Genomic DNA, 21,438 nt, shown 5'->3' on the forward strand with positions numbered 1-21,438 from the left:
TTCTAGCAAATTTTAAATATATATGTAATTATATTTATGTTGCATTTGCAAATAACAATATGTATACTAATAAAGTCGATCAGAATTACGGGGAATTAGCTCAGTCTGGGAGAGCGCTTCGCTGGCAGCGAAGAGGTCAGGGGTTCGAGCCCCCTATTCTCCATAACTAACATAAAAAAGACCTTCTAATAAAGAAGGTCTTTTTTATGCATTCATTCTGCGCTTCCCACAGCTATTTCCCGTCCAACAGACCCTTACGGTCCATAATCGCAAGCAACCGATAAAAGCTAAAGCTTCCCGCGCCCGTTGTAATCAGCTTGCTTTTCAGCGCTTTATCCACCGCGGCTTTAGCCCAAGAAGGCACCTCCTGCATATCCTCCCTGCCCTCCAAAGCCTGTACACGCACCTCAAGATCCGGCGCAGCTTCCAATTCCTTCACCCGAGCGGTCAGCTCGTCAATTTTCTTATTCAATTCATTCAGCACGCGAATGACCTCCTCATCGAATTGATACAGATTATACACGCTTATCAAGTTCTGCAACTTGGTCGGATATGCGGGGTCTGTGGCGTACCCGGCTCTGTACAATGCCTGCGTTTGCTCTACCGGTGTTGAGGCTGTACGCACATGATAATAGCGCGAGTTGTGAAACAACAGATCCTGGTCGCGAAATCCGTCGTCAATCGTATCATAAACACGCCAATTAGCGGTTACATTATTTACGCGGGTTCCGTTATAAACTTCCCAGGTCTTGGTCGATATCGTTCGACCGTCCCAGAAGGCATTCGGCTTGCCCCTGCCTGCTTTAAAACCAACAAGGTTATTCCAGCTATGAATGGTGGCTCCCGTCTCCAGTAACGCTTGAGCTACACGTACGGATGGAAATACGGGTGAACCCTCTAGACGCAACCGGACGGCAACCGGGCCTACAAACGCGATGAAAGCCTGTTGCTTTGTTGCCATAAGGCACCTCCTCATCATGATGGTCATTAAACGATGTTGCTGCGGAAACAAGATTTACGATAGTTTATGCATCCGGATGGGACGAAGTCTCCGTAGTTTGTCTCCTAGCCAATAGCCGTTTTTTGGCCGATGAAGATTTTCTTAAAGCATACCAAGATTTAATCATCGCGCACATGAGCAAAAAAGCCTTTCTTCCCAGGTACATTACCCAAGAAAAAAGGCCTAGCTTTCGGACGCCTACATCGAATCCATCGGATTTTTGCCAAGCAGACTCGTTAATTCCTTCATAAACATATCGATATCCTTGAACTGTCTGTATACGGAAGCGAAGCGCACATAAGCCACTTCATCCACCGGGTACAATTGAGCCATCACCAGCTCCCCGATGCTTCTGCTTTCAATCTCGGCATGCGCCGTGTTACGCAAATCCTTCTCGACTTCCGAGACGATGACTTCCAGTCTCTCGACAGAAACCGGACGCTTTTCGCAGGCCCGGATTAATCCGCGCAGCATTTTGTCCCGAGAAAATTCCTCACGGCTTCCGTCTTTCTTAATCACAATAAGCGGCGTTTCCTCAACGGTCTCGAACGTGGTGAAGCGGCGCTGACATTTCTCGCATTCCCTGCGGCGCCGAATGGACTTGTTATCGTTCGCCGGACGGGAATCCAGCACTTTCGTGCCTGCATTGTCACAATGAGGACATTTCATAAAGGTTAACTCCTTCACCTTGCTCAAAGTATTTAGAATGGACCCGTCGGATTTCCATGCATTCCCTGATTGTAAGCCAAGCTTATCGAACATAATACTACTACCATATGAAAAGGAGGTGAACACACATGGGATCAGGATCATCAAGAACTAACGATTTGGTAGTACCACAAGCGAACCAAGCTCTGGAACAACTGAAATACGAAATCGCTCAAGAATTAGGTATCCAAGTACCAGCAGACGGATACTACGGTAACATGGCAACACGCGATACTGGTGCGATCGGAGGTCACATTACTCGTCGCTTGGTAGAAATCGCACAACAACAATTGGCCGGACAATATAAATAATTACTCAGCACTAAGGTCGGAGAACCGCGTGAGCGGTTTTTCGGCTTTTTTCACATATACGAAAAAGATCGCTTATAAGCCTTCGGCTTCCTGCTCCGAATAAATTTTCTTATATTTATTATAATAATAAACGACACGTTGTACATAGTGCCTTGTCTCACCGAAAGGGACCGCGTCCAACTGCTCCAGGCTGCCGTCCCAGTTGCCGCTCTTGAGCCATTTCTTAACATTGCCGGGTCCGGCATTATAAGCTGCGATGACAGCTATTTTGTTATAATCAAACTGGTCGTAGAGCGAACGGATATACCACGCCCCCACCTCTATATTCACATCGGCCCTGTTGTCCAACTCGTGAATCGTATACTTGGAGTAATCCGCTTTCTGGATAATCCAATTGGCGGTATCCGGCATAATCTGCATAATGCCCACAGCGCCCTTGGAGGACTTCGTGTCCGTCTTGTAATTACTCTCCACCCGTATAATGGCGGCAATCAAGTAAGGATCAACCTTGTAATTCTGTGAGCTTACTATGATATCTTCGCGATAATGAATGGGATACACCCAACGATCCAGCCAGCTTGTCCCTGCAAAAAGAATCCACATCACACAAACCGCAATAATCAAGGCCGCACCAATACCTGCTTTCCATACGACAGAGCCTGTATTCATAAAGTCAGTCCCTTTCGTTGCCAGAACGCTTCTAGCTGTTTCTCCGTTTCTTGCAGGCTTTCGCTGTTATCGATGACAATGTCCGCTTTCGCTTTCTTATCTTCAATCGGCATTTGCGAGGCTATTCTCTGCCCGGCCTGCTCCCTTGATAGCTTGTCCCGAAGTATGAGACGCTCTAATTGAATTTCTTCCGGCACATAGACCACCATAACTTCATTGAACATGTATTCCAATCCGGATTCGTACAACAAAGGAACATCCACCACAACCAATCGTGTCGGCTCGGCGGCCTCCTGCTCGGCCATCCTCGTTCGCATCAGTGCTCGAATCGGCGGATGCAACAACCCGTCCAGATCCTTTCTTGCCAATGCATCAGCAAAGATAATCCCGCCAAGCTTCTTGCGGTCCAAATTGCCGTCAGGCAGCAAGATTTCGTTACCAAAGCGTTCAGCGACTTCACGGAGCACAGGACTCCCGGGAAGAACCACTTCCCTGGCGATCAAGTCCGCGTCAATAATATGCGCGCCCCTAGCTGCCAGAAGGGCGGCGACGGTGCTTTTGCCCGTTGAAATCCCGCCCGTTAAACCGATATTCATTTCTATAGCAGCTCCTTAAGGTTCACATCAATTTAAGTAATCCCATGAGTATTAATATGCATCCAGGGATGAAAGAAATTCTTCGAATCCAAGCGGCATCGGAGAAAATAAATCCCACACGCAATCCGCAGTAAATGAAAGTCCCGCTGGCCAGTGCGATCAACCCTGAAGTAATTATAGGGTGAAAGCCGACCAAGGCAGCACCAATTCCCGCTCCCAAGGCGTCTAGCGACAAGGCAATTCCAAGTAAGGTGGCTTCGGAAGCGGATATGTTACCGGATCGGTCTATGTCTGCTACCGAGGGCTTCCGCAAAATCTGAATAATGATGCCAAGTCTCTTGAGCTCCACATGCAAGACGGTTTGCTTCTCAGCATCCACATCACCAGCGGGTGTGGGAGGACCGGCGGCAGGCTGAATGTCGTCTGTTTTTTGCATCGACATTTGGATCAAAGACCAGACGCCTAAACCCAATAAAATGGAAGCCCCGACCACTTCCGCGGTCATGGGAGTAATCCACTGCAGAACCAGCACGCCGACCTGCATGGAAATGAAAATAATAAGTCCTGAGCAAACGGAAATAATAATGATGGACAATAACGGGATACGGATTTTCCGCAATCCGTACATGACACCCACGCCGAATCCGTCCATACTGACGGCAAGCGCAAGCAAAGCTAGCGATAGAATAGGGAACAGCATGTGAGTCTCCTTTCTTGTGACGGCAACTCGTGCTTCCTATTCTATGGCAGCGCCCAGATATGGGTGCATGTACTTTATTTAAGTGTCCTTATGCAAACGCTTCGCTTTCAAAGGCTGACATTTCGCGCAATAATGCGTTCCGCGGCCTCCGACTACACTTTTCTCGATGACATGGCCGCATCTGTGGCAAGCTTCGGCTTTCCTTCCGTACACTTTCAACTGATGCTGGAACATCCCCATTTCACCTTGACCGTTCACATATGATTTAATGGATGAACCGCCCGCTTCCACAGCTTCGCTCAAGGTTACGACAATCGCTTCATGTAACCGTCGCTTCTCCTCTTTCTTCAGGGACTGGATTTCCCGTTCCGGGTGAATACCGGCCATGTGCAGCGCCTCATCCACATAAATGTTACCGATGCCTACAACGTATTCCTGATTTAACAGGAAAGGTTTGATTTTCGTCGAACGCTTTCCTAGTTTAGCCTCGAACGATTCAAACGTAAACGCTTCATCCAAGGGCTCCAAGCCCAGCTTCATCAGCGGGGGAAGCGTGAATTCCTCACCGGGATCAAACAAATGCATGGTTCCAAACTGTCTGACATCTTTATATCTCAATTCCGTACCGTCGGTAAAATGGAATATGACATGTGTATGCTTCTCAATCGGCTCGTCCGCCCGATACAGCCCGTAGCGGCCTTCCATGCGAAGATGGGAGACCAAGACGCTTTGATCCAGCAGAATGCGCAGAAATTTCCCTCTGCGTTCGACCGTGCGGACCGTTTGGCCCGTCAGTACGGCATCGAACAGCTCCGCCTCACGCGGTCGCTGCAGGATGCGCGGCAAATGAACGGTTACCCGTGCAATTTCCTTGCCGGTAATCAGTTGATTCAGTGTTCTTCGAACGGTTTCTACTTCCGGTAATTCCGGCATGAACGATCACCTCGCCTAACATTATAACAGATATGGAAAGAAAAAAAGGCGAAGGCTTACTTCGCCTCCTGCCAATTATCCCCGTAGCTTACGTCCGCTTTGAGCGGAACGCTCAGCTCCAATGCTTGCTCCATTTCTTCAGGTACAAGCTTCTTCATAAGCTCCAACTCTTCCGGCGGCACCTCGAATACCAACTCATCATGCACCTGAAGCAGCATTCGGCTTCTCAGGTTCTCAGCCTTCATTCTGGCGGCTACGCGAACCATCGCCAGCTTAATGATGTCGGCCGCCGTTCCCTGAATCGGCGTATTCATGGCGGTCCGCTCGGCGAAGGAACGCAGATTGAAGTTCGATGCCTTAATTTCCGGTAAATACCGCCTTCGTTCCAGCAACGTGGTCACATATCCGTCTTCCCGCGCCTGCTTGACGACGTCATCCATATATTTACGAACACCTTGGAAGACGGCAAAATATTGCTCAATAAACTGTCCCGCTTCCTTGCGGGTAATATGCAAATTCTGGGATAGGCCGTAATCGCTTATGCCGTAAACAATTCCGAAGTTAACCGCCTTCGCCTGACGGCGCATGTTGGCATCCACGGCGGATTCTTCCACGCCGAATACGTCCATAGCCGTTTTCGTGTGGATATCCAGCTCCTTAATGAAGGCTTCCTTCAGATTCTCATCCTGCGATATATGAGCCAGCACCCTCAGCTCGATCTGAGAATAATCCGCGGCCAGAATGAGCCACCCTTCCTCAGAAGGCGTGAATACTTTGCGGATTTTGCGGCCTTCCTCCAAGCGAATCGGAATGTTCTGCAGATTCGGAAATTGAGAGCTTAGCCGGCCTGTAGCGGCGATCGTTTGGCGGTAGTAGGTGTGTATTTTGCCGGTATCCTGACGAACCTCTTTCAACAACCCTTCCACATAGGTGGAAGCGAGCTTGGCCAATGTGCGGTAATGTAAAATCTGACGGACGATTTCGTGATATGGCTCCAGTTTCTCTAGCACTTCGGCATCGGTGGAATAACCGGTTTTGGTCTTCTTCACGACAGGCAGACCCAGTTTATCAAATAGAATCTCGCCCAGCTGTCTCGGTGAATTAATATTGAAAGGGCCCTGCGCAAGCTCGTAAATCTTGTTCTGAAGGTTGTCAATCTGACTGCCCAGCTCAAGTCCGTATTGCTTAAGACCTTCGACATCCACCCGAATGCCCTTCAGCTCCATATCCGCCAACAGCGCGGAGAGCGGAAGCTCCAGCTCATAGAATAAGCGGTTCATTCCGCCCTCTTCCAACTGGCCTTTCTGGGCGTCAGCAAGTTTATAGGCCGTGGCTGCTTTACGGCCGAGATATTCCGCAAGAATGCCGAGCTCAGGCAGTTTGAATTTGGCTCCTTTACCGAAGACGGTCTCATCCGAGGGTAAAGCCGGAAGTCCATATTTACGAGCCTGCTCGCTCATTTCGTAGTTGGTTTCCGTCGGATCGAGCAAATAAGCGGCGAGTTGCGTATCGAACGTAACCCCGGCCAAGACGATGCCCTGCCATGCCAACGCCACTTCAGCTTTGTGCGCATCGAAGATTACTTTGGGTTTGGAGCTGTCCGCAAACCACTCCCGAATCGGTGCCGCATTGTCGCTTAGGAGGAGGTCTACGGGTGCATAGTAGGCTTGTCCCTCACCTGTATAGAAAGCCGCGCCGACCACGGCAGCCGCATGGGGATTCTCCCCCACCGCTTCCACATGAATCGCCTGCACAGCCTGCAGCTGCTCTACAAGTTCCGTCAAATTAGACTCATTCAAGGCGGTTACGTTCAGTTTCTCTTGTTCCACTTCGTTCATTTGCTCGATCTGCGGTAAATTCAACCGCTCGATTAACGATTTAAACTCCAGTTTCGTAAACATTTCGGCGAGTGATTGAGGCTGGTAACCTTCATATTGTAAAGAGGACCATTCGGTTTCCATCGGCACTTCCCGATGAATCGTGGCAAGACGCTTGCTCATCCGCGCGTCTTCCGCGTGATTCACGATTTTCTCTTTCAGCTTGCCCTTCATTTCTTCCGCGCGGTCCAGCACCTGCTCCACGGTTCCGTATTCATGCAGGAGCTTTAAAGCGGTCTTCTCGCCCACACCCGGAATGCCCGGGATATTATCCGAGGTATCGCCCATCAGCCCTTTAAGATCAATAATTTGTTCAGGCAACAGGTTGTACTTCTCTTTAATATAAGCCGGATCATACAACTCCACTTCGCTAATCCCTTTGCGGGTCAGCGCTATCGTAACATGTTCCGAAGCGAGTTGAAGCATATCTTTATCGCCCGTGACGACTATGACTTCTTTCTTCTGCTCGTCCGCCACACGCGTTAGTGTTCCTATAATATCGTCCGCTTCATACCCTTCCAGCTGGAATTGAGAAATGCCGAACGACTTTAACAACTCTTTAATTACCGGAAACTGCTCCGATAATTCAGTCGGCGTCTTCTCGCGGCCGCCCTTGTATTCCTGGTAGCCTTCATGACGGAACGTAATCTTCCCCGCGTCAAAAGCGACCAAAAAATGCGTCGGTTTCTGTTCATCTATAAGTCTTAACAACATTGTCGTAAAACCGAAAACCGCATTGGTGTGCAAACCTTTGGAATTGCTAAGCAACGGCAACGCAAAGAAAGCTCTGTAAGCGATACTGTTCCCGTCGATAATGACTAATTTATCCATCGTGCACCTCACATTATTCCATATTCCTGATATCTTCATCATATCATAGTAGTGACAAGTTACGAAATCTTAGTGAAGGTAAGCTATGTCGGTAAATACTAGATCGGAGGCGTATGCAATGACCGGCCCTCAAGCTCAAACCCTCTTTACCCCCGAGGTGAAAAAAGTCGTCCTGTTTCAGTTGAACGGGACTTTGCTCGACACGGAAGCTACCTTGCGCGCTTGCTTACTGGAAGCTGTTGCGGAGTGGACCGGACGCTGGGCTAGCGACCCTGACCGGTCTGAGCGATTGTGGCTTCGATATAAAGCGGCATGGGCAGCGTCTGAGCTTGGGACAACTCGGAACGTCCATGCCCGTAAATCGCGCGAGAACAGATTACCGCCAGGGAGCGACGCGGAGCAACGGATCGCGCTCTGCTTGCGGGAAGCGCTGATGGCGGAGCGCATCCCGCTGCCGAACATGGACGCCGCCGTGCGTCACATGGTCGGCCGGTACCGGCAGCTGCAGCAGGAACGCGCGCTGCCGCAGGCCGGGATGCCCGCGGCGGTGCAACGCCTCGCCGCCGCGGGCTACAAGCTCGCGGTCGTCAGCAGCGACTCGCGCGAGCGCACCGCGCAGCGGATCCGGCTCCTGGGCCTGGAGCCGTGGTTTCCGCCGGCACGGCGGTACTGCGCCGATGCGACAGGCGCGCGCAAGCCGGCACGCCGCTTCTATGAAGCGGTGCTGCGGGATTTGCGCGCGAAGCCGCGCGAGGCGGTCGTCATCGGCGCATCGTGGCGCCGGGACGTTGCGGGGGCCACAGCGGCGGGCATCGACGCCGTGTGGGCGAATTTTCGCCGGGCCGAGGTACCGGCGAAACCGGCGATGCGGGTGTTGGTTCCGCCCGGCGGACCAGCGGAACCGTTCGGGGCAAGCTCGGCCGCGCAGAAAGGATTGCCTGAACGAACCCAGTCAACCCATGCAAAGCCTGCCGGTCGCGGTCACAAACCCGTCCCGCTTCCTTTCACCTCGGAATCTATCCGAACCCGGGGAAAGGCACGCGGCGGTTATATCACAGTGAACAATGCTGCGGATCTTTCGGCGTTATTTGGCTAAGACGGCCAATTGTTGCGAGATCGCTCACCAAGGAGTCAACGGGATAACCCTCCCTGCCTTCCAAATACAAATAAAAGTCTCCGCCCATGCGGAGACTTTTACGGCTATATGTTCAGGTCAGGCCGCTTCCCTTTCACCAGATACACAACGTTCTCGCCGATGTTGGTGGCATGATCGGCCATACGTTCCAAGTAACGGCTGACAAAGCAGAGTAGCGTGATCTGATTGATTTCTTGCGGGTTCTGACTCATCAGGAGGAACAGTTCCCTTAGAATTTGGCTATGTAAATGGTCGACTTCATCGTCCATTTTGGCCATTTTGTAAGCGAGATCGACGTTCTCTTCCACATAAGACAGGATGCTTTCATTGGTCATGATCTGGACGATTTCCGCCATACGCGGAATATCTACAAGCGGTTTAATCAAGCTTTGATTGCCGATTCTGAGCGTAACCTTAGCTACATCCACAGCCAGATCTGCCATCCGCTCCAAGTCGCTGGCCATCCGGAACGCGATCGTAATGCGGCGAAGATCTTTGGCTACAGGTTGCTGTGTGGCGATTAACGTTGTTCCCAGGTTCTCGATCTTTTCCTCAATCCGGTTGATCTCCTGATCCTGCGTAATAATCTGCTGAGCCAGTTCCAGATCCGAATCCTTCAGTGAGCGGACGGAGTCCAGAATCGCCTTCTCCACCTTATCGCCCATCTGCATCAACTCTTGCCGCAGCTCGTTCAGGCGCAAATCAAATTGTTCCCGTTTCGTTGCCAATGTGCATCCCTCCTTCAATAGTCTACGCTTCGTTGTTTCATTTGCTGCTTGAACTTGATTGTTTTAACCAAAACGACCTGTAATATAGTCTTCCGTTCTCTGATCTTCCGGGTTAGAGAAGAGTTTAACGGTTTCCGCAAACTCAATAACTTCACCGTTCAGGAAGAATGCGGTCTGCCCGGAAACGCGGCCGGCTTGTTGCATGTTATGCGTGACAATGACGATGGTATAATCTTTCTTCAGCTCTTGGATCAATTCCTCTATTTTGAGGGTGGAAATCGGATCTAAAGCGGAAGTAGGCTCATCCATCAACAGAATTTCGGGATTCACAGCCAAGGCTCTTGCAATACACAGACGTTGCTGCTGCCCCCCGGATAAACCGTAAGCTGATTTCTTCAAATAATCTTTCACTTCATCCCACAGTGCGGCGCTGCGCAAACTGGACTCTACGATCTTATCCAGCTCCGCTTTCGAAGAGATGCCATGAATGCGGGGACCGTAAGCTACATTATCATAGATTGATTTAGGAAATGGGTTAGGTTGTTGGAACACCATCCCGATATTTTTGCGAAGAAGCTCTACGTTCACGTCAGGATCATAGATGTTGGTTCCGTTAATCAGAATTTTTCCGTTAATTTTGACACCTTTAATCATATCGTTCATCCGGTTCAGTGTACGCAACAACGTAGATTTACCGCAGCCCGACGGTCCGATAAAAGCTGTAATGGACTTCTCGGGAATGGACATATTCACTTTCTTCAATGCATGAAATTCCGTATAATACAAATCCAAATCCTTAATATCGACGATAGACATAACCAAATCCCCCTAGATTACTGATAGATGAATTGCAACTATTTTCTCTGATATTTATTGCGCAGATAAATCGCCAGCGCATTCATGCTCAGAAGCAACAACAAGAGCAGGATAATACCGGCAGCCGCGATGCTTTTAAATTCTTCCTTCGGCTGGTTGGACCAGTTAAAGATCTGGATGGGCATTACAGTAAACGGATCAAAAATGGAGTTAGGCATAAACGCGATGTAAGATGCGGCTCCGATCAGAATCAGAGGCGCGGTTTCTCCGATGGCTCTGGATAAGGAAAGAATAGCTCCGGTCAGAATGCCCGGCATGGCCGACGGTAACACAACTCGCACCACGGTAGTCCAACGGTTGCCGCCCAAGGCGAATGAAGCATGACGCAAATTCATTGGAACAGCTTTAATCGCTTCCTGTGAAGCTACGATAATAATGGGCAGAACAAGCAAGGTCATCGTCAAGGCGCCCGCCAAAATACTTCGATCCAAGTGAAGGAACCGAACGAAGATGGTAAGTCCCAACAGACCATAAACGATGGAAGGAACGCCCGCCAGATTCGAGATATTCGTTTGAATCAAACGGCTGAACCAGGTGTTCTTGGCATACTCCTCCAGATAGATGGCCGTCGACACGCCGATGATAAAGGTTAACGGTGTAACAATCATCATCAACCACAGCGTCCCGGCCAAGGCTGTAATAATACCCGCTTTCCCCGGAATCCTGGACGATTTGCTCGTCAGAAACTGCCAATCCAAGTAACCCAATCCTTTGCGTGCCACATCAAATATGAGAAGTGCAAGTGCGATCATACCGATAACCGTGGAGAGAAAGAACAGCACATGATAAATTCGGTTGGTCGTCCGGCGTTTACCCACACGGACGGCTTCTTCTTGTTTAGTAAGTGCCAATCAATACACCTCCCGGAATTTTCTCGATATATAGCCTGCAATAATATTCATCACTAAGGTAATCACAAACAGTGTTAAACCTACGGCATAAATGGTTGAATACTCTACGGAACCTTGGCGGACGTCGCCTGAGGCCACGGACACGATGTAGGCTGTCAGCGTTTCTACACTGTCCAACGGATTTAAAGACATGCTCGGCTTCAATCCCGCTGCAAGTGTCACGATCATCGTCTCGCCCACGGCTCTGGACAATCCAAGCACGAAGGAGGCGATAATACCGGATAGCGCTGCCGGCACAACTATCTTGATTGAAGTTTCCAGCTTGGTTGAGCCCAGCGCGTAAGCACCATTACGAAGGGATGCCGGCACGGAAGCCATAGCATCTTCGCTTAGAGAGGAAATCATAGGAATAATCATAATACCGACAACAATGCCGGCGCTTAACGCGTTAAAAATTTCGGTTTGCGGCAAGATCGCCTGCAAAATCGGTGTAACGAAGGTGAGCGCAAAAAATCCGTACACAATCGTAGGCACACCCGCAAGAATTTCAAGTACGGGCTTAATGACCGCGCGTACCCGGTTTGGCGCATATTCACTTAGATAGATCGCGCTGCCAAGACCTATGGGTAAGGCCACAATACTTGCTATAAGAGTAATCATCAACGTACCTGAGATTAAAGGCAGTACACCGAAGCTTGGATTCGCGAATAACGGTTCCCACCTCGTGCCCGTCAGGAAATCCCAAACAGGTACTTCACGAAAGAACCCGGCAGATTCCGTCAATAAAATGGCAACGATTCCGACCGTGGTCAGAACGGATATTCCCGCGAAGAAAGCCAGTAGCTTAGGCATCAAGAAGTCCAAAGAGAAAAGCGATTTCTTCTTTTTGAGATTTACTTTGGAGTTCGTTTGGTTCATGTTGCGGCCCCCCTGAATACTTAGAGTTCACCCGACAACAAGTCGATAACCGTGACACCGGTTAGTTTCTTGGCCGGATGCCACGGTTTGTCAACTGCTATACGGTATTCATGTCATTATTACTTCACCATATCTAGGTTCTTCTTGTAGTCTTCAGCGCTTAATTTAATGTAACCCACTTCTTCAACCAAAGCTTGGCCTTCTTCGCCGTTCAGGTATTTCACAAACTCAGCGATATGCGGTTTAGCCAAGGCGCTTTTCAATGGGTAGATAAAGATCGGACGGGACAATGGTTTATAAGAACCGTCACCGATTGTTTCAACACTTGGAGCAACTGCGGCCGCATCAGCCGTTTCTTTAATGGCAACAGCTGTAAGCTTGTCCGCGTTTTCTTCATAGTAAGCGAATCCGAAGTAACCTAAGGAGTTCTTCTCGCCGGCAACACCTGTTACAAGAACATTATCGTCTTCAGAAGGCGTATAGTTTGTTGTGGATTCGTTCTTCGTGCCGTTGATTTCTTCGGTGAAGTATTCAAATGTACCGGAAGATGTTCCCGGTCCGAACAATTTAATTTCTTCTTTCGGCCAGTCCGGACGAACATCGCTCCAAAGTTTCACTTTAGAATCCTTCTGCCAGATCATCTTTAATTCTTCTACCGTCATCTCGGTCGCCCAAGTGTTTTCTTTATTAATAACAACTGTAATACCGTCCAAAGCTACAGGCATTTCAACGACTTCTTCGTTCTTAGCCTTCAAGTCAGCCACTTCTTCGTCTTTCACTTTACGGGATGCATCCGCGATATCAATTTCACCGTTGATGATCTTCTTGAAGCCTGTCGATGTTCCGCCCTCGGAAACCGTAACGTTTACGCCGTTGTTTATATTCATGAATTCTTCGGCAACCGCTTGAGTAATTGGGAATACTGTGGACGATCCGTCGATTCTAATTTCACCGCTAAGATCCTTTACTGCTTCCGTTCCCGTATTATTTCCACCTTCTGCTGCTCCGTTACCCGTGTTGTTCCCCCCGTTGTTTCCGCATGCTGCAAGTGTGAACGCCAGCACAGTTGACGCCAAGACGATGGATCCCTTACGTAAAACGCCTTTAAACAAGATGATCACTCCTAGTTTTTGTTTTTGTTTTGTAACACAGTTGTAATAGTAACCCTCGTTTGTTTTCGCTATTTAAAAGTTTTGTAAAGGGATTGTAAAATCGTGACGCGCTCTTTTCATAGTTTGTTATGTTCGGTTCATAACATTCCATAATTCGACAAAAATTTACCTAAGTTTAACAAAACTTAGTATTTGATTTAATATCCACATTTTATACTTGGCGTAATCATGTTTAGGGCTAAAGTTGTAGGCGGTTATAACTAGAAACATTTATGGGGGAATTCAGATGCAAGCTGTAGGTAGGTTGTATGCCACATTTAAGGCGAAGTTGATTTTGAGTTTTATACTTATTGTAGTTATTTTTACAGGGGTCGCACTGTATAACCTGACCCAGGTGACGGGGATTAAGACGCAGATTGCCAATCAGAACGCGGCGATGGACAAAAAGGTGGAAGCCCTGGAGCTCAAACAGAACATTCAAGTACTGTTTAACATCTCCACTAATTTGACTTCTACGCAAAATCTGGACCTCGAGCAGGAATATCGGGACAATACCGCGTCTTTCCAAAAAAGTGTGACACAATTGGCGGCCTACGCGGACAATGCGGAGCAGCGTAAACTCGTTCCCAAGCTGAAAACGGTATCTCAGGAATTCATCACGAATTTCGATGCGGCGGTAGCGCTGTTGAAGGATGAGAATGCGGATCCGCTTACTGTTATTGATGAAATGAATGCGGCCACGGATCGAACCAAGGCGCATCGGGAATACCTGTTCCAGCTCGTTGACAGCTTCTATCAATCCTTCTCGGAATCCGCCATGTCCGCCATTAACAAGTCAGATCATATGCTAAACTCCACCGTTCAGGCTTCCGCTGTAGCTTCGGCCGTTGTGCTCGTGTTGTGCGCCCTCGTGGCCACATTGCTAATTCTCTCCTTCGTTCGTCCCATCGGACAATTGCAACAAGCCGTTAAACGAGTGGCGGGCGGGGATTTCCGATACAAGGTGCATTCAGGCAGGCAGGATGAGCTGGGAATGTTAAGCCGTGATTTTGACCATATGATTGATCAGGTAAATGAAATGACGGGGGCAACCAAACAGATCGCCTCCTCCCTCTCCCGGTATTCGGATACGTTCCATAGTTTCTCCAAAACAACAGCCGTTGCCAATAAGGAAATTATCCGCGCCATTGATGACATTTCCAGCGGTGCCGATCAACAGGCGATCCATACGGAGGAGAGTACCAATCTCATTGCCGAGTTGGAAAGCGGGGTTCAGGAAATCAGTTTGTACACTGAGAGCATGAAGGAAATGAGTCTGGAAGCTAACCGGAATACCCAGACAGGTTCCGCATCCGTAACTTCATTGAAAAAGGCTGCCGAGGAATCGGACCAAGTATTGACCGCCGTGTTCGAGTCCATGGAGGCCGTGATGTCTTCTTCCGGACAAATTGAGAAAATCGTCAACACCATCACGGATATTTCCAATCAAACGAACATCCTTTCCCTGAACGCGGCCATTGAAGCTGCTCGTGCGGGTGTGCATGGTAAAGGCTTTGCGGTAATCGCCGATGAAGTCAGACAGCTTTCAGGTCAGACCAAGAATTCATCAGCATTGATCTCGCAGATCATTCGCGGATTAGTGGAACGTTTAAGCGAATTGCAAATGCAGATGCAGCAAGCGATGACGAGTTTTCAGGCACAAGGCGGCAAAGTGAATGAAACGCTGCTGTCCTTCCGCTCTATTGACAGTTCAATGGACAAGCTGACTACGCAGATGGAACGAATACAACTCAAGGTGCTGGAGACGAAGACAAAGAATGAGAAGCTTACCGCTTCCGTCCGCTACGTCGCTTCCATTGCCGAAGAAACCGCGGCGGGCGTGGAAGAGGTGAACTCCACCTCGATTCAACAGGACGAAGCGATCCGGAGCATCGCGGATCAGGCGGAAGAAATCAACCAACTTTCACGCCGGTTGTTTGAGGAGATGAGCAAGTTCCGTACGGTGGGCGATGAAGCGAGTGTAACACCGGATCAAGGGGAAGAACCCCGGGATTCGGGTTCTGCGCAAGTCCCCTCCGTTGCACACGAGGGAGGGGCTCAAGGCAAGGCTGAAGCTGGAGAGGAGCCTGATCGAATCGGACACATTGGCGCCTCTTCTGGACTACTATCGAATTCGTTGAGAGAGCGCGTCATGGTAAGGAACGCTCAGCCTCCGACAACCCAGGAAGTTGAAGCGGTTGATCCGAAAGAGAAGGACAAAGTGCTCGTAACGGTTTAACTGCCGCCACGCCGGAATAGAGTTAGAGAATTTTCATTACACTCGAGAGAACATAATTATTCTAAACGCTTAGTAATCTTCTGAAGTCTAATGGATCACCTTCACCCGCTAAAAAAGCCCCGAGATCACGAGATCTTGGGGCTTTTTACGATGACGGCTAATGCATTAGCTTTATTCGGGCTTACGATTCGCGGTTGGACCGATTACGCGAATTAAAGGGTCTTCTGACCCGGTCTCCAGTTAGCCGGACACAAGCCTCCAGCCTGCAATGCTTGCAGAATGCGGAGGGTCTCGTCCACACTTCGGCCCACATTCATATCCGTAACCACTTGATATCGCAGTACGCCTTCAGGGTCAATAATGAACAAGCCGCGATGAGCGCCACCGGACTCGTCATCCAGAATACCGTATGCCTTCGCTGTCGTCTTGTTGATATCCGAAGCCATCGGATAGTGAATTTCTCCGATGCCGCCTTGGTCACGCGGAGCATTCATCCACGCGCGGTGTGTGTGAATGCTGTCCACCGAGGCTCCGACGATCTCGCAATCCAAAGCCTGGAATTCCTTGTAACTATCGCTGAAAGCTATAATTTCCGTAGGACACACAAATGTGAAATCGAATGGCCAGAAGAACAGAATCAACCATTTTCCACGATAGTCGTCGAGTGTTAAATTACGTTCCATTTCCTGGTTAAACTGGGTTGAAAGCATGCTGAACGCGGGTGCCGGCAAACCGATTTTGGCTGTAATGAAAGGAGCCGTTGTTGCTGTATTCAGTAAAGTCATCTTAGGAGTTCTCCTTTAAAGTTAGTAATGCTTTTGAAAGCGCCGTTTGATTAAAGCCCAGAATGTTCGTCTCCCCAATAACCGTAACCGGTACGGAGCGCATCCCTGTATTCCATAGCTCCTCGGCGTATGTTTCGTCAAGATCAATATTGCGTTCTTCAAAATCCACCTGGTTCTCTTTCAAAAAGTTCTTCACTTGGCCGCAATAATGACAATGCGTGCTTGAATACACGATTACTTCTGCCTTTTCTGACATGGATGGGCTCTCCTCCGTCTTCATTTTGTGAATTTATCTTTACACTTGACTCTGTGCGACACCCGAAGCACTTACCGCTTCCGCCTCATCCAGGAACCGCTCACAGTCGAGCGCGGCCATACATCCGCTTCCCGCTGCGGTAATCGCCTGTCTGTACTTGTTGTCCTGCACATCGCCGCAGGCAAACACGCCCGGAACGTTGGTGGTTGTCGTACCCGGTACAACGGTAATATAGCCATGGTCATCTGTTGTGATCTGACCCCCCAAGAACTTCGTATTCGGTGTGTGTCCAATCGCAACGAAGATGCCGTCCACCTCGAGTAACTCCTCTTCCCCGGTCGCGTTATTACGCACCCGTAAGCCCGTAACGCCTTTCTCTCCCGCGACCACGCCCAGCGGGGTATTATCCAAACTCCAAACGATTTTACCGTTTGCCCGGGCGCGGTCCTGCATCACTTTGGAAGCGCGCAGCTCCGTCCGGCGGTTAACCACACGAACTTCCGAGCCGAAGCGCGACAGGAAGTTCGCTTCTTCCATAGCGGAGTCCCCGCCGCCGATGACGATGATTTTTTTGCCGCGGAAGAAAAATCCGTCACATGTCGCGCAAGTGCTAACACCGCGTCCGATATTCTCCTGCTCGCCCTCAATACCCAAATATTTGGCCGAGGCGCCCGTAGAAATGATGATGGACTCCGCAGTCAAATCTCCCATACCTTCAACCGACAGCTTGAATGGCCTTGAGGACATGTCGATCGCGTTCACCCAGCCTGTCCTAAACTCCGCGCCAAACCGCTCGGCTTGTTTACGCATTTGATCCATCAGCTCCGGACCGGTTACACCCTCCGGGAACCCTGGGAAATTCTCAACCTCCGTGGTGGTGGTCAACTGTCCGCCAGGCTGAGGCCCTTCAATGATTAACGGATTTAAGTTAGCTCTCGCTAAATAGATGGCAGCGGTCAGACCTGCGGGTCCCGTACCGATAATGATGGTTTTGTGCATGTGCATTTGCTCCTTTGTATTTAGACTGAGTATAAATATTTCCGTAAAAAAATCATACCATCCGCGCAGACACGCTGCATGAAGGTATGATGAAGGAAAGATGAAGACTTGATGAAGATCGCTTCAATGTAGCTTCTTTAATTAATCTTCAAAGCCTGTATGATATTTGCGTTCGCTGGAGGACCGGTGTTTCGTGCCCGTGTGGTCCTTCTCCTCTTGCTGTTCCAGCTTCAAGTCTTCCAAAGGAATTGGATCCACATGCTTTTCCTCTTCCCACAGATCGTGCAGGCTCGGGTTGTCGGACGGGTTCTGCTCGGGATTGTCCCGGGACCCCGCCTGTTCCACTTGTTTCTGTTCCGCTTTCTTGTCCGTGTGGTGCTCCGTTGATTTTGTCATGGATCTCACTCCCCTTCAGGTTGTACCCATTTATACCTTCATTCGCTTAAGGTTAAACATATTGGCAGGGTTCTCCATTCAAGGTAGAATATATTCTATAGAAGAGAGAGTACATAAATGACACAGGAGGCTAACTTTACAATGCACAAGAAATCGTTGGATATCATTACTTTCGGAGAATCAATGGGCCTTTTCTACCCAGAGGGGACTCGCGGGTTGGGCCAAGGCGGCCCATTGGCTCAATCGTTCGGCGGAGCGGAAAGCAATGTGGCCATCGGACTCGCGCGGCTCGGGTGCCGTCCGGGTTGGTTCAGCTTGTTGGGTGACGACCCGGTCGGGACCGGCATACATCAAGCTTTGCGCGGAGAAGGCGTGGATGTCAGCCGTGTCCGCTTTACGAATGAAGCTCCGACAGGGCTCATGCTGCGTGAATCCCTAAGAGGAAAGCTATCTGTGTACTATTACCGTGCCGGATCGGCTGCTTCCCTGTTGAAAGCGTCTGATATCGATGCCGATTATATCGCCTCGGCATCGATTCTGCACATCACAGGCATTACGCCGGCGCTGGGCGAGGGCTGTATTGAAGCGGTTCGGGAAGCGGTACGCATAGCGAAAGCGAACGGGGTTGTCGTCAGCTTCGATCCAAACCTCAGATTGAAATTATGGAGCCTGGAACAAGCCCGTCCGATTCTTCTGGAACTAGCGGCCGCAGCTGATTACTTCCTGCCGGGATACGATGAGCTGAAGCTGTTGTGGGAGTCGGAAGATGAAGCATTTATATTGGATCAAGCGGCGAAGTTGCCCGGAATCTCCGTCATCAAGAGTGCGGGCGTTGACAATCTCATTCTGGAACCGGGTAAAGCGCCGGTTCGGATCCCTTTTGAACGAGCAGAACAGGTTGTGGACACGGTGGGAGCGGGGGATGGATTCTGCGCAGGATTTCTAGCCGGTATCTCTAAAGGATATTCAACGGAAGAAGCAGTTCGCTTAGGCGGGTTGACAGGTTCGCTGGTTGTGCAAGCGCCCGGAGACTGGGAAGCGTTGCCTACTTGGCGTGAAGTGGAACGAATTCGCGGTTTAAGCTCACATATTGAGAGATAAGCGGATAAACGGTTACTCAGCCCAAGCCATCTTTTATAGTAAAGGATGAATATCATGCCTGTTCGAAGGTCCGTCGGAACCCTCCAAGGGAACTCTTTTTTCGAATCGGGATTGCCCGTCTATATGAACAGGGTACGCGAATCATTCGATATGCTGGAACATGCCCATGACTTTGTCGAAATCAGCTATGTCAGTGAAGGCGCCGGTACCCATTATATCGGAGATCAATCGATGGAAGTCCGGCGCGGGGATCTGTTCTTTATCCCGATCGGGATCTCCCATGTGTTCCGCCCCGCGTCCGTCCGCGATGATCGTCCTCTGGTTGTCTACAACTGTATATTTCAAGCTTCCGTTCTGGAAGACTTATTGTCCGCTCCTGGCATCGATGATAAGGTAACGAGCTGGTTCCAAACTCATGCTTTGTCGCAAAATATTCTTCGGATGCGCGATCATCATGAAGAAGCCCATCGGGTGATGCAAGAGATGTATGGGGAGTTTACCAGAAGAGATATCGGCTTTCTGGCAGCATTGTATCGGGGTATCATTCAACTGTTTATTCTGATGTTTCGAAAGCAACACAACCACTCACCTGTACCACAGACGCTCCATAACGGGCTGGAGGATCTAATGCGGAACATTCGCCTCAACGGCTCCTCTGCGCCTGGACTGGAAGAAGCTTGTACGGCCTTAGGCATAGGTGAGCGGCAATTCTCAAGGTTATTTAAACGTCACACAGGCAAGACCTACATCCAATATGTGCAAAATGCAAGGATCGAACATAGTCTCAGGCTGCTAACCGGTTCAAATTTGTCAGTGCGGGAGATTGCATGGAAATGCGGTTACCAGGACATTAAATTCTTCAATGCATTATTCAAAAAACATACAGGAATGACACCCCGAGCCTATCGATCATCCTTCCTGAACCTGAACTGAACTGAACTGTGCTGAGCCCATTACCGAAACTTCCAATGTGTTCGAATGATGGCTTCGGCAATGCCCAAATTCAGCAGTACACTGCCATAAACGCCGATGGTATACGCCGTCACATAATCGAGATGAAGCCATTGAAAGCCTATGAAATGGAGTAGGTGAATCCAAGTGTTTGTGAAACAAAACATATAACTGCGCAACATCCAATTCCGATGCTTGACGATCTGCTTGCGGCGGATGAACACGATCGCGGCGATCGTAAAGGCAAGCCACAACAGGTTAACCATATTAAATACGATACTGGTCACCTTGCCGCCTGTGGCAAACGGGGCCATATATCCGGAGGTTACATCTACAATCACGACCATCGCCACATAAACGTATCCATTGGTGCGATGGAACTTCCGATGCTGCTGCAATCGTGTCCAGAAATTCAGCGTACCTGCTATTAAGGCGATAATTGCCGCGCCGACATGAATGCGCATAATGGTTAACCACAGGGGAACCTGGAGCTCGCGCTCCAGGTTCGTCTTGTGTTTCAGGAAGCTTTCCGCTTGGGGATCCAAACCGAAATTTTTCAGCAACGCGTAGATGATGACAAGCAGTACCGCAGCGACCGCGGTGAAATACCTTTTACTCATATGTAATGATCGATTCCTCTCAACGATTATAAATGAATGATATCCAGCAACGACGCCACCACTACATCCGGTTGCCACTCACTCGCGGCGGCGTCCTCTCTCGTTGCGGAGCCGGTCAATACCAGCGCGGTCGCCATGCCCGACTGCTTGCCCAGCGCAATGTCCGAGGTGAGGCTGTCGCCGATCACCATACATTGCCCCGCCGGCAAGCCCAGCACCGCGAGCGCGGCTTCCGCCATCCGGCGCGAAGGCTTGCCGATGACAACCTCCGGCTCCACGCCGGTCGCGTACGTGATGGCGCCGATCATGCCGGCTACATCAATCGAGTCCCCGTCGTCGCCGGGAAACATGCGGTCGCCGTTCGTGGCGATGATCCCGGCGCCGTGGCGTACCGCGCGGAACGCGTCGTTAAGCTCCGCGTAAGTCAGCGTCTCGTGCAGGGTGATGACGAGCCATGCGGCATCCTCCGGCTTACCCGCAATGGGGATGCCGTGGGTCCGCAGCTCGTCCTTCAACCCTTGTTCGCCCAACACCCAAACGGGGCGTCCCGAATGCTCTTGCGATAAGTACATTCCGGTCACCGTAGAGGTTAACAGAATGTCCTCGGCCGCGATATCCAAGCCCATGGCCAAGAGCTTGGCATGACACATTTCTCGGGAAATATTGCCTCGGTTGCTTAAGAACACAACTTTCTTCCCCTGAGATTTCATATGGGCAATCGCCGCGTCCGCTCCCTTGATCAAGTGTTTGCCCCGGTAAACCGTGCCGTCCAGATCGATAATATAACCTTGAATATCCGCCCTCAAC

At 49.9% G+C, this 21,438-nt stretch carries 23 protein-coding genes and 1 tRNA gene; 6 read left to right on the top strand and 18 right to left on the bottom strand.

Going from position 1 to position 21,438, the window contains the following annotated elements:
• Positions 1-89: 89 nt before the first annotated feature.
• Positions 90-163, top strand: a tRNA-Ala gene (locus tag SY83_RS21035).
• 69 nt (positions 164-232) lie between these two features.
• Here the strand turns inward: SY83_RS21035 and SY83_RS21040 are convergent.
• A complete protein-coding gene (locus SY83_RS21040) occupies positions 233-961 on the bottom strand; it encodes a glycoside hydrolase family 73 protein (RefSeq protein WP_082882671.1) in 729 nt (242 codons plus the stop codon).
• Between the two features lie 237 nt (positions 962-1,198).
• A complete protein-coding gene (nrdR, locus tag SY83_RS21045; protein WP_068611272.1) occupies positions 1,199-1,669 on the bottom strand; it encodes a transcriptional regulator NrdR in 471 nt (156 codons plus the stop codon).
• Between the two features lie 128 nt (positions 1,670-1,797).
• Here nrdR and SY83_RS21050 point away from each other — a divergent pair, with 128 nt between their 5' ends.
• Positions 1,798-2,019 carry an alpha/beta-type small acid-soluble spore protein gene (locus SY83_RS21050; RefSeq protein ID WP_068610113.1) on the top strand — a complete coding sequence of 74 codons (222 nt, stop codon included), beginning with the start codon at positions 1,798-1,800 and terminating at the stop codon, positions 2,017-2,019.
• A gap of 72 nt (positions 2,020-2,091) precedes the next feature.
• Here the strand turns inward: SY83_RS21050 and SY83_RS21055 are convergent, their stop codons facing one another.
• The 5 genes from SY83_RS21055 to polA form a co-directional block, all read right to left on the bottom strand.
• The gene (locus SY83_RS21055; RefSeq protein WP_068610115.1) at positions 2,092-2,688 is read right to left on the bottom strand and encodes a lytic transglycosylase domain-containing protein; all 597 of its coding nucleotides are present in this window, start codon (positions 2,686-2,688) and stop codon (positions 2,092-2,094) included.
• A complete protein-coding gene (gene coaE, locus SY83_RS21060; protein WP_068610117.1) occupies positions 2,685-3,284 on the bottom strand; it encodes a dephospho-CoA kinase in 600 nt (199 codons plus the stop codon). The genes SY83_RS21055 and coaE overlap by 4 nt, the downstream gene beginning before the upstream one ends.
• Before the next feature lie 22 nt (positions 3,285-3,306).
• Positions 3,307-3,984 carry a sporulation membrane protein YtaF gene (ytaF, locus tag SY83_RS21065; RefSeq protein WP_197479916.1) on the bottom strand — a complete coding sequence of 226 codons (678 nt, stop codon included), beginning with the start codon at positions 3,982-3,984 and terminating at the stop codon, positions 3,307-3,309.
• A 78-nt stretch (positions 3,985-4,062) separates the two neighbouring features.
• Positions 4,063-4,917, bottom strand: coding sequence for a DNA-formamidopyrimidine glycosylase (gene mutM, locus SY83_RS21070; RefSeq protein ID WP_068610119.1), 855 nt, complete (start codon positions 4,915-4,917; stop codon positions 4,063-4,065).
• A gap of 56 nt (positions 4,918-4,973) precedes the next feature.
• The gene (gene polA / locus SY83_RS21075) at positions 4,974-7,625 is read right to left on the bottom strand and encodes a DNA polymerase I (protein ID WP_068610121.1); all 2,652 of its coding nucleotides are present in this window, start codon (positions 7,623-7,625) and stop codon (positions 4,974-4,976) included.
• A gap of 118 nt (positions 7,626-7,743) precedes the next feature.
• On the opposite strand from polA, the gene SY83_RS21080 reads away from it, so the two are divergent.
• Positions 7,744-8,721 (top strand): HAD family hydrolase, encoded by a 978-nt coding sequence (locus SY83_RS21080; RefSeq protein WP_068610123.1) that lies wholly within the window; start codon positions 7,744-7,746, stop codon positions 8,719-8,721.
• 104 nt (positions 8,722-8,825) lie between these two features.
• Here SY83_RS21080 and phoU read toward each other — a convergent pair whose 3' ends face one another.
• From phoU to SY83_RS21105, 5 genes are all read right to left on the bottom strand, one after another.
• A complete protein-coding gene (gene phoU / locus SY83_RS21085) occupies positions 8,826-9,431 on the bottom strand; it encodes a phosphate signaling complex protein PhoU (protein ID WP_068611278.1) in 606 nt (201 codons plus the stop codon).
• Positions 9,432-9,551: 120 nt separating this feature from the next.
• Entirely contained in the window at positions 9,552-10,304 is a 753-nt protein-coding gene (pstB, locus tag SY83_RS21090; protein ID WP_068610125.1) for a phosphate ABC transporter ATP-binding protein PstB, read from the bottom strand.
• A gap of 38 nt (positions 10,305-10,342) precedes the next feature.
• On the bottom strand, positions 10,343-11,215 hold the full coding sequence (gene pstA / locus SY83_RS21095) for a phosphate ABC transporter permease PstA (RefSeq protein ID WP_068610127.1): 873 nt from the start codon (positions 11,213-11,215) through the stop codon (positions 10,343-10,345).
• Positions 11,216-12,133, bottom strand: coding sequence for a phosphate ABC transporter permease subunit PstC (gene pstC, locus SY83_RS21100; RefSeq protein WP_068610129.1), 918 nt, complete (start codon positions 12,131-12,133; stop codon positions 11,216-11,218).
• A gap of 119 nt (positions 12,134-12,252) precedes the next feature.
• Positions 12,253-13,245: a PstS family phosphate ABC transporter substrate-binding protein gene (locus SY83_RS21105; RefSeq protein WP_068610131.1), complete on the bottom strand. Its 993-nt coding sequence runs from the start codon at positions 13,243-13,245 to the stop codon at positions 12,253-12,255.
• Positions 13,246-13,531: 286 nt separating this feature from the next.
• On the opposite strand from SY83_RS21105, the gene SY83_RS21110 reads away from it, so the two are divergent.
• The gene (locus SY83_RS21110) at positions 13,532-15,523 is read left to right on the top strand and encodes a methyl-accepting chemotaxis protein (protein ID WP_068610133.1); all 1,992 of its coding nucleotides are present in this window, start codon (positions 13,532-13,534) and stop codon (positions 15,521-15,523) included.
• Positions 15,524-15,735: 212 nt separating this feature from the next.
• Here SY83_RS21110 and SY83_RS21115 read toward each other — a convergent pair whose 3' ends face one another.
• From SY83_RS21115 to SY83_RS21130, 4 genes are all read right to left on the bottom strand, one after another.
• Positions 15,736-16,308, bottom strand: a complete 573-nt coding sequence (locus SY83_RS21115) for a peroxiredoxin (protein ID WP_068610135.1) — start codon at positions 16,306-16,308, stop codon at positions 15,736-15,738.
• A gap of 1 nt (position 16,309) precedes the next feature.
• Positions 16,310-16,564 (bottom strand): glutaredoxin family protein, encoded by a 255-nt coding sequence (locus SY83_RS21120; RefSeq protein ID WP_068610137.1) that lies wholly within the window; start codon positions 16,562-16,564, stop codon positions 16,310-16,312.
• A 39-nt stretch (positions 16,565-16,603) separates the two neighbouring features.
• Complete coding sequence (gene trxB, locus SY83_RS21125) at positions 16,604-17,563, bottom strand: thioredoxin-disulfide reductase (protein WP_068610139.1); 960 nt, start codon at positions 17,561-17,563, stop codon at positions 16,604-16,606.
• A gap of 141 nt (positions 17,564-17,704) precedes the next feature.
• The gene (locus SY83_RS21130) at positions 17,705-17,959 is read right to left on the bottom strand and encodes a hypothetical protein (RefSeq protein ID WP_068610141.1); all 255 of its coding nucleotides are present in this window, start codon (positions 17,957-17,959) and stop codon (positions 17,705-17,707) included.
• A 141-nt stretch (positions 17,960-18,100) separates the two neighbouring features.
• Between SY83_RS21130 and SY83_RS21135 the strand changes: the two genes are divergently transcribed.
• Both SY83_RS21135 and SY83_RS21140 read left to right on the top strand, forming a co-directional pair.
• Positions 18,101-19,060: a sugar kinase gene (locus SY83_RS21135; RefSeq protein ID WP_068610143.1), complete on the top strand. Its 960-nt coding sequence runs from the start codon at positions 18,101-18,103 to the stop codon at positions 19,058-19,060.
• A gap of 123 nt (positions 19,061-19,183) precedes the next feature.
• Positions 19,184-19,993, top strand: coding sequence for an AraC family transcriptional regulator (locus SY83_RS21140; protein WP_197479917.1), 810 nt, complete (start codon positions 19,184-19,186; stop codon positions 19,991-19,993).
• Between the two features lie 20 nt (positions 19,994-20,013).
• On the opposite strand, the gene SY83_RS21145 is transcribed toward SY83_RS21140, so the two are convergent.
• Both SY83_RS21145 and SY83_RS21150 read right to left on the bottom strand, forming a co-directional pair.
• Positions 20,014-20,631: a DUF2306 domain-containing protein gene (locus SY83_RS21145; RefSeq protein ID WP_068610147.1), complete on the bottom strand. Its 618-nt coding sequence runs from the start codon at positions 20,629-20,631 to the stop codon at positions 20,014-20,016.
• Between the two features lie 26 nt (positions 20,632-20,657).
• Positions 20,658-21,437 carry an HAD-IIA family hydrolase gene (locus SY83_RS21150; RefSeq protein WP_068610149.1) on the bottom strand — a complete coding sequence of 260 codons (780 nt, stop codon included), beginning with the start codon at positions 21,435-21,437 and terminating at the stop codon, positions 20,658-20,660.
• Between the last annotated feature and the right edge of the window lies 1 nt (position 21,438).

The organism is Paenibacillus swuensis (genome assembly GCF_001644605.1).
Classification (GTDB): Bacteria; Bacillota; Bacilli; order Paenibacillales; family DY6; genus Paenibacillus_N; species Paenibacillus_N swuensis.

Coding starts and splice junctions, on each gene's coding strand:
- SY83_RS21120 (WP_068610137.1), bottom strand. CDS start 16,564: ATGTCAGAAAAGGCAGAAGTAATCGTGTATTCAAGCACGCATTGTCAT.
- SY83_RS21050 (WP_068610113.1), top strand. CDS start 1,798: ATGGGATCAGGATCATCAAGAACTAACGATTTGGTAGTACCACAAGCG.
- SY83_RS21115 (WP_068610135.1), bottom strand. CDS start 16,308: ATGACTTTACTGAATACAGCAACAACGGCTCCTTTCATTACAGCCAAA.
- ytaF (WP_197479916.1), bottom strand. CDS start 3,984: ATGCTGTTCCCTATTCTATCGCTAGCTTTGCTTGCGCTTGCCGTCAGT.
- SY83_RS21135 (WP_068610143.1), top strand. CDS start 18,101: ATGCACAAGAAATCGTTGGATATCATTACTTTCGGAGAATCAATGGGC.
- nrdR (WP_068611272.1), bottom strand. CDS start 1,669: ATGAAATGTCCTCATTGTGACAATGCAGGCACGAAAGTGCTGGATTCC.
- phoU (WP_068611278.1), bottom strand. CDS start 9,431: ATGCAGATGGGCGATAAGGTGGAGAAGGCGATTCTGGACTCCGTCCGC.
- trxB (WP_068610139.1), bottom strand. CDS start 17,563: ATGCACAAAACCATCATTATCGGTACGGGACCCGCAGGTCTGACCGCT.
- pstC (WP_068610129.1), bottom strand. CDS start 12,133: ATGAACCAAACGAACTCCAAAGTAAATCTCAAAAAGAAGAAATCGCTT.
- SY83_RS21080 (WP_068610123.1), top strand. CDS start 7,744: ATGACCGGCCCTCAAGCTCAAACCCTCTTTACCCCCGAGGTGAAAAAA.
- polA (WP_068610121.1), bottom strand. CDS start 7,625: ATGGATAAATTAGTCATTATCGACGGGAACAGTATCGCTTACAGAGCT.
- coaE (WP_068610117.1), bottom strand. CDS start 3,284: ATGAATATCGGTTTAACGGGCGGGATTTCAACGGGCAAAAGCACCGTC.
- SY83_RS21110 (WP_068610133.1), top strand. CDS start 13,532: ATGCAAGCTGTAGGTAGGTTGTATGCCACATTTAAGGCGAAGTTGATT.
- SY83_RS21140 (WP_197479917.1), top strand. CDS start 19,184: ATGAACAGGGTACGCGAATCATTCGATATGCTGGAACATGCCCATGAC.
- SY83_RS21130 (WP_068610141.1), bottom strand. CDS start 17,959: ATGACAAAATCAACGGAGCACCACACGGACAAGAAAGCGGAACAGAAA.
- mutM (WP_068610119.1), bottom strand. CDS start 4,917: ATGCCGGAATTACCGGAAGTAGAAACCGTTCGAAGAACACTGAATCAA.
- pstB (WP_068610125.1), bottom strand. CDS start 10,304: ATGTCTATCGTCGATATTAAGGATTTGGATTTGTATTATACGGAATTT.
- SY83_RS21145 (WP_068610147.1), bottom strand. CDS start 20,631: ATGAGTAAAAGGTATTTCACCGCGGTCGCTGCGGTACTGCTTGTCATC.
- SY83_RS21055 (WP_068610115.1), bottom strand. CDS start 2,688: ATGAATACAGGCTCTGTCGTATGGAAAGCAGGTATTGGTGCGGCCTTG.
- SY83_RS21040 (WP_082882671.1), bottom strand. CDS start 961: ATGGCAACAAAGCAACAGGCTTTCATCGCGTTTGTAGGCCCGGTTGCC.